Source organism: Streptomyces sp. NPDC001156 (genome assembly GCF_053598275.1).
In genome coordinates this window covers 1-5,407 of the sequence record NZ_JBSFJX010000340.1, presented here as the reverse complement: position 1 = coordinate 5,407, position 5,407 = coordinate 1, and the positions used below count along the sequence as shown (strand labels likewise).

General features: G+C 68.7%; 5 protein-coding genes. 2 read left to right on the top strand and 3 right to left on the bottom strand.

Annotated elements, in window-relative coordinates; genetic code table 11:
• Positions 1-66: 66 nt before the first annotated feature.
• On the bottom strand, positions 67-558 hold the full coding sequence (locus ACWDA7_RS49660) for a hypothetical protein (protein ID WP_450614416.1): 492 nt from the start codon (positions 556-558) through the stop codon (positions 67-69).
• 693 nt (positions 559-1,251) lie between these two features.
• Between ACWDA7_RS49660 and ACWDA7_RS49655 the strand changes: the two genes are divergently transcribed.
• Positions 1,252-2,457 carry a hypothetical protein gene (locus ACWDA7_RS49655; protein WP_450614414.1) on the top strand — a complete coding sequence of 402 codons (1,206 nt, stop codon included), beginning with the start codon at positions 1,252-1,254 and terminating at the stop codon, positions 2,455-2,457.
• A 313-nt stretch (positions 2,458-2,770) separates the two neighbouring features.
• On the opposite strand, the gene ACWDA7_RS49650 is transcribed toward ACWDA7_RS49655, so the two are convergent.
• A complete protein-coding gene (locus ACWDA7_RS49650; protein ID WP_450614412.1) occupies positions 2,771-3,682 on the bottom strand; it encodes an NAD-dependent protein deacetylase in 912 nt (303 codons plus the stop codon).
• A 402-nt stretch (positions 3,683-4,084) separates the two neighbouring features.
• Here ACWDA7_RS49650 and ACWDA7_RS49645 point away from each other — a divergent pair, with 402 nt between their 5' ends.
• Positions 4,085-4,561, top strand: coding sequence for a hypothetical protein (locus ACWDA7_RS49645; RefSeq protein ID WP_450614410.1), 477 nt, complete (start codon positions 4,085-4,087; stop codon positions 4,559-4,561).
• A gap of 12 nt (positions 4,562-4,573) precedes the next feature.
• On the opposite strand, the gene ACWDA7_RS49640 is transcribed toward ACWDA7_RS49645, so the two are convergent.
• Complete coding sequence (locus ACWDA7_RS49640; protein WP_450614408.1) at positions 4,574-5,122, bottom strand: Mu transposase domain-containing protein; 549 nt, start codon at positions 5,120-5,122, stop codon at positions 4,574-4,576.
• Positions 5,123-5,407: the final 285 nt, after the last annotated feature.

Below are 5,407 nucleotides of genomic sequence, written 5' to 3'. Positions count from 1 at the left end.
ACGCGGGAGACCAGTGCATCCACCACCGTTCGGGATGCGCCAGTTGACCAGGATTGGGTACAAGACTCACTCCTGCTCACTGACTAGGAACGGTTGATCGGGAACGTGTCCCTGCCACAGCATGACGCCGTGGCGCCGTTCCCAGTAAGCGGCGTATGCCGCCTTGGCGAGCCGACCCGGCACAAGCACCAGCGGCATGATGGCCACCCAGGGCTCCCAGAACAGGGCAGCGACCAGCGTCGGCACCACCAGGAAGGCAACGAATCGTAGGGCCAGGCTACGGGGGAGAGACTCGCCCAGCGTGGGAAGCACCGTGTCCGGGTTCAAGGCAACCGCTCTCTCGAAGTCCCACTTCCCGCCGTCCACCCTCGAGCGGGTGCAAGCGAGCACCCCGGACACGGTACTTCCGACGCTGAGCGCGATGAAGGCAGCGATGGCCGGCCGACCGGCGTCCGCGTTGGGGATGCCGCGCACGCCGAAGGTCACGGGCGCGCTGATGGCTACGGCACACACGGCCTGGACCACCATCGTCAATTCGTTGTGGACATACCTGTGCATGCTCTCCCCCTCCACGCCCGCCTGCTCACGCCCGGTGCTGCACCCACTATGCGCGCGGTGTCCGCCCCGAGAACCTGCTGGTTCGCCCTGGGATACCGTCACGTCCATCGCCGAGTGCGTCGGCGTGAGCAGGAGCACGATCTACAAGTACGTGTCTGAAGTGGCGGGCGGTCGAGTCACGCTCGTCGAGGTGAGGGCCGCAGTCGAAGGGCCTCAGCCTGTGAGGGCGGCGGAGTAGGCCTGTGGTTTGCGGCTGGTGACACGGTTCTTACCGGCACAGGTCGTGGACTGTGCGAACGCTGCCTGATGCGGCACTAGGACGCGAGCTGCCGTACCGATGAAGAGAGGTACCGGCCCCTCTCCAGGGGCTGACCGGGAACGTGTCCCCGCCACAGCATGACTCCGTGGCGCCGTCCCCCGGTAAGCGGCGTATGCCGTTTTGGTGAGCCGCTGCGGCACAAGCGTCAGCGGTATGAGGGCAGCCACGGGCCACCAGAACAGGGCAGTGACCAGCGTCGGCACCACAGGATGGCAAGAGCCTTCGGTCCAGGTACGACGCAGAGACCCGCCCGGCGTGGGGAGTTCCGTGTCCGGGTTCAAGGGAACCGCCGAAGTCGGGGAAGTAGCGAGAGCATCGCGCCTGCGTCATGCCCCGGGCTGGTGTCGGGCGCGGTGTGGCTGCATGATCTGTCGGTGGATTCTTTGCAGGTGAGGTTGCTGCAGGTCGATTGGGATGGCCTCGACCACGCCTATGGGCGGGCCTTGGATGCGCCCGGGCAGCTTCTGGCTCTGATCGGGGATGATTCCCAGGCACAGAGCCGCGCGGTCGGCTACCTGGATGCCGCGATGCTGCACCAGGGCAGCGTCTTCTCGGCGACCGGGCCGTTCATCAGGCTCGTGGCCGCCGTCTTGGCTGATCCGGCGACTGCCGTGGTGGTCGATGACATCCTTCCGTGGGATCCCGGTCCTCGACCACTTCGGGCGGCCCTGCTGGACTACCTGACCGAGTTCGCCCAAGCCTGCCGGCTGGAAACAAGCGACGAGGCCCTGTTCCGTGATGCCTATCCGGTGGGCCGGGACGAGGGAGACCTCCAGCGGATCCGTGATGCTGCCCGCGCTTGTGACTGGCGTTTGGACCCCGATCCGGCGACGCGTACGCCGCCACCCGCTGCACTGGTGGAGGCCATGGACGACATCGAGTACTGCCGGGCGATGGAGGCCCGTGATCTGCTGGCCTGCAGAGAAATCATCGCCGACGTCTTCGACGCCGCGTGTGCGTTGACCGCTGACTCCGAGTCCGCCGTTCGTACCTCCGCGATGACCGTCGCGACGTATTGCCTTAAGGATCCAACGCTTGGCGACCGCAAGGCCGCACTGGTCGACGTCATGAAAGACGCCGCGGCCCTCTCATCCGAGCCCAGGGAACGTGCGGCCGTGGCCCGCCTGCTCGGCGAGCTGGGCCAGTGCCCCGAAACTCTCCTTCACGACGGGCATCCCGGTGTCCGTGCCTGCGCCGCGCTCGCGCCCGGGTTCGCCGACGACCCGCGCGCCATCCGCGAACTGGTCGCCGCGCTCGAAACGCCCCAGGAGACGGACCGCTGGTTCACCGGTCATCTGCCCGGGCAGGAAGGCCGGCTCCACGGTGACCTCGCCGCCGCGCTCGCGGATCGGGCCGACGATCTGGAGGCCGTCCTGCCCGCCGTGTTGGGTCTGGCCACGCTCTCCGCCACCTTGGACTACGGCCACGATCTGGCCCCCTTCGTCCATCTGGCCTTTCCCGAGCCGCTCACCGAAGACAGTGTGCTGACCGCCGCCCAACGCACGTTCCTCGATGCACTGCTCGACAACCAGCACCCGCCGTTCGACGAAGCCCTCTGCCGGCGACTGCTCGCCACCTGAGGCCGGCACCGCTCCACCTGATGGCGCCACGAAGTCGCGGGGTGCACAACAGGTATCAACGGTGCCTGGAGGTGGCACCAGATGCGGCCGAATACAGGGCTCCCTCGGCCGTCGGCCTCCTTCGGCAGCCTCTCACCCTACGACGAACGCCTCCCTTTAGAACCTAGAACCGACACTCTCCACGGCTTGCGAAGCAGGCCCTATTAGGCCAGCTCGGACGGATCGGGCTTGGTGATCGGGGGCGGCCTTGGTGTTGAGGCTCTGCATCGACATGAGGCGCCGGTACGGCGAACTGCGGTTATGCCCATCACCGTCACGACTTCACCGGGGCCGCCGTCTGGTTGTCGGTGGAAATGCGCAGTTGACCGGCCACGGTGGTGAGGGCCGTTCCCAGGGGGAGTGCGACCCGGGTGTGGGCGTGCCGGTCGCCCCGGGTCGGATCCCGGTTGACGATCAGTACCGGCTTCCCGGCCTGGGCCGCCTGGCGGACGAACCGGAGCCCGGACATCACCGTTAGTGAGGAGCCCAGGACCAGCAGCGAGGCCGCTTCCTGGACCAGCTTGCGGCAGTGTTCGACCCGTTGCGGCGGAACGGCTTCGCCGAAGAACACCACGTCCGGTTTGAGGATGCCGCTGCAGATGGTGCAGGGAAGCACGCGGAAGTCCTTGACCTGTTCGTCGGTGAGGTCGGCGTCACCGTCCGGGTTGATTCCTGCGGCTACCGGCTCGAAGCCTGGATTGGCCTCCTCCAGTCGTCGGGCGAGTTCACGGCGCGGGCTGAGGGCGCCGCAGGAAAGGCAGACGACGCGGTCCAGGCTTCCGTGGAGTTCCACGACGCCCTTACTGCCGGCGGCCTGGTGCAGGCCGTCGACGTTCTGGGTGATCACGCCCGAGAGCAGGCCGTGCCGCCCGAACGCGGCCACGGCTTGGTGCCCGGTGTTGGGGCGGGCGCGGCCGAAGGTGCGCCAGCCGAGGTGGCTGCGTGCCCAGTACCTGCGCCGGGCCTGGGCGCCGGCGGTGAAGTCCTGGTAGGTCATCGGGGTGTGTCGGCCCAGGCTCCCGCCCTTGCCCCGGTAGTCGGGGATGCCTGACTCCGTGGAGATGCCCGCCCCACTGAGTACCAGCACGCCGCCGGTGCTCAGGGCATCGGCGATGGGCTCGAGATTCGTGGTGCCTGGCGGCAGGTCCTCGGTGGGGGTCCAGCTCAGAGTGGGGCGCATGCGCATGTCGCCAGGGTACGGAACGTGCCGCGTTCAGTCGTTCGCACTTGGGGTGACCGGGTTCGCGGTGGGCGCTGCCTCGGGGGCCGCTGATGTGGTGGCGGGGCTGTGGCGGAGGTTTTCCTCCGACAGAGTGTGGCTGTCATTCGGTGTCTACGCGGCACTCGCCGCTGGAGCGAGCGGCTTCCTGCTCAATGGCGTTGGGCCTTCGCCGTCGGAATGACCACGGCCATCGGCCGGCGGAAGTGAGGCAGCTTCAGGCGCTGCGTCGGGGCGATCGCATCGTCGAACGCGGCACCGGTCGTGGCCGCGACGGCGGAAGTCAGGGCAGCCAGCCTGGGCCGGGCAGATGCGGTTGCGGTGTCAGTCGGCAAGGATTCTTTCTTTGCGGTTGGCTAGATTGAGCGAGTGTTCGAACGAGTGAGTGCTGAGGAGTCCGTGGGCCTGGAGGCGCTCGCCTTGAAGGTCCGCAACGAGCTGGCGGCCGCGGGCCTGCCCGTGCTCGCCCCGGGGCTGGACCCGGTCCTGGCCGGTGGCGCCGAGGTTGACATCGACGACGGTGCCGATGCGGCAGGCGGCGTGTTCGTGGCCTGGCAGGCAAGCCCTCGCGTGCGGGCCTGCGCGAGCCGCGCGTTCAGCCTGAAGCAATGGGACGAGCCGGTCCTGCGGCACTCCAGAGCGGTCGGGGCCGCGATGATGCAGGCGATGGCCACGGTGTTGGCCTCGGCGGGCTTCAGTGTCGAGGACGCGCGCGACGAATACCGCCCGCAGCAGTTGCGGGTCCTTGCCGGACCGCCGTCCCAACAGCAGCCGGTCTGGTCGCTTCGCGACGACGAGCTGGCCCTGCCCGGCTGGCAGGACGCTCCCGCCGCTGGTGCCGACTGAGTCCACCGCGGATCACGGTGTGGTGATCCCGGATCGGGCGGGGGTGCCTGGCTGCAGGCTGTGGGTCTGGCGGTGGCGATTCTGTTCGACCCGGTCGTGTTCACCTTGTTGGTGCTGGATCGACCGCAGGTCGCTCTCGGCGAGGCGGCTCACCGTTGCTGCGGCGCCCAGAGTCCGGTCGAGGTCGGCGGTCCTGTGCAGTTTCGCCAGGGCGTCGGCGTCGGCCCTCTTCGCCCGGATCCGGCGGACGCCGGCCGCCCTTGGCTCGACCGGCCAGGCCGCCGCTCCCGGGCTGATCGCCGGGAAGGGGCCTTGGCGGGGTTCGTCGCGCGGGGGTGTGCGCTCGCCGCGCGGGTTGCCGGGGTGGTGCTCGTCGGCACTCCGCAAACTGGCCCGCGTCGAGCGAAGGTGGCGGGCGACATCGATCGTGTTGCCCGCGACTATCGCGGTCACGATCAGTTCGTCGCCGTGGAAGCGGACCCAGGCGCTCGCCTCGACGAGCTGGTGCGGGACCGAGTAGCGGACCGACTCGACCGAGATCGTGGGTCCTTGCCGTCTCATTGGGTCTTGCCGTACGCAGCGTTGAGCGGCTGCTCGGGCACCGGGTGCAGCCGCGGCCGTTCCTCGGCCAGCAGCTCGGTCGGGATCTGGCGGGTCTCGCGGTGAACGGCGGCCGTGCATCTCGGTCGTGAAGTCCTTGCAGGCTCACCAGTTGGATTACCGAAGCGTAGTGAGCCTGTGGCAGAGTGTGACGCGCACGTCGGGCGCCCAGGCGACGTCGGGCACCCTCCTCGGTCGGGTCTTGCGGCCCGGTCGACCAGCGTCCGGAGGGACGTGCCACGCGGG

Excerpts from the sequence above, each read along its gene's own strand:
- ACWDA7_RS49660 (WP_450614416.1), bottom strand. The coding sequence starts at position 558 with ATGCACAGGTATGTCCACAACGAATTGACGATGGTGGTCCAGGCCGTG.
- ACWDA7_RS49650 (WP_450614412.1), bottom strand. The coding sequence starts at position 3,682 with ATGCGCATGCGCCCCACTCTGAGCTGGACCCCCACCGAGGACCTGCCG.
- ACWDA7_RS49640 (WP_450614408.1), bottom strand. The coding sequence starts at position 5,122 with ATGAGACGGCAAGGACCCACGATCTCGGTCGAGTCGGTCCGCTACTCG.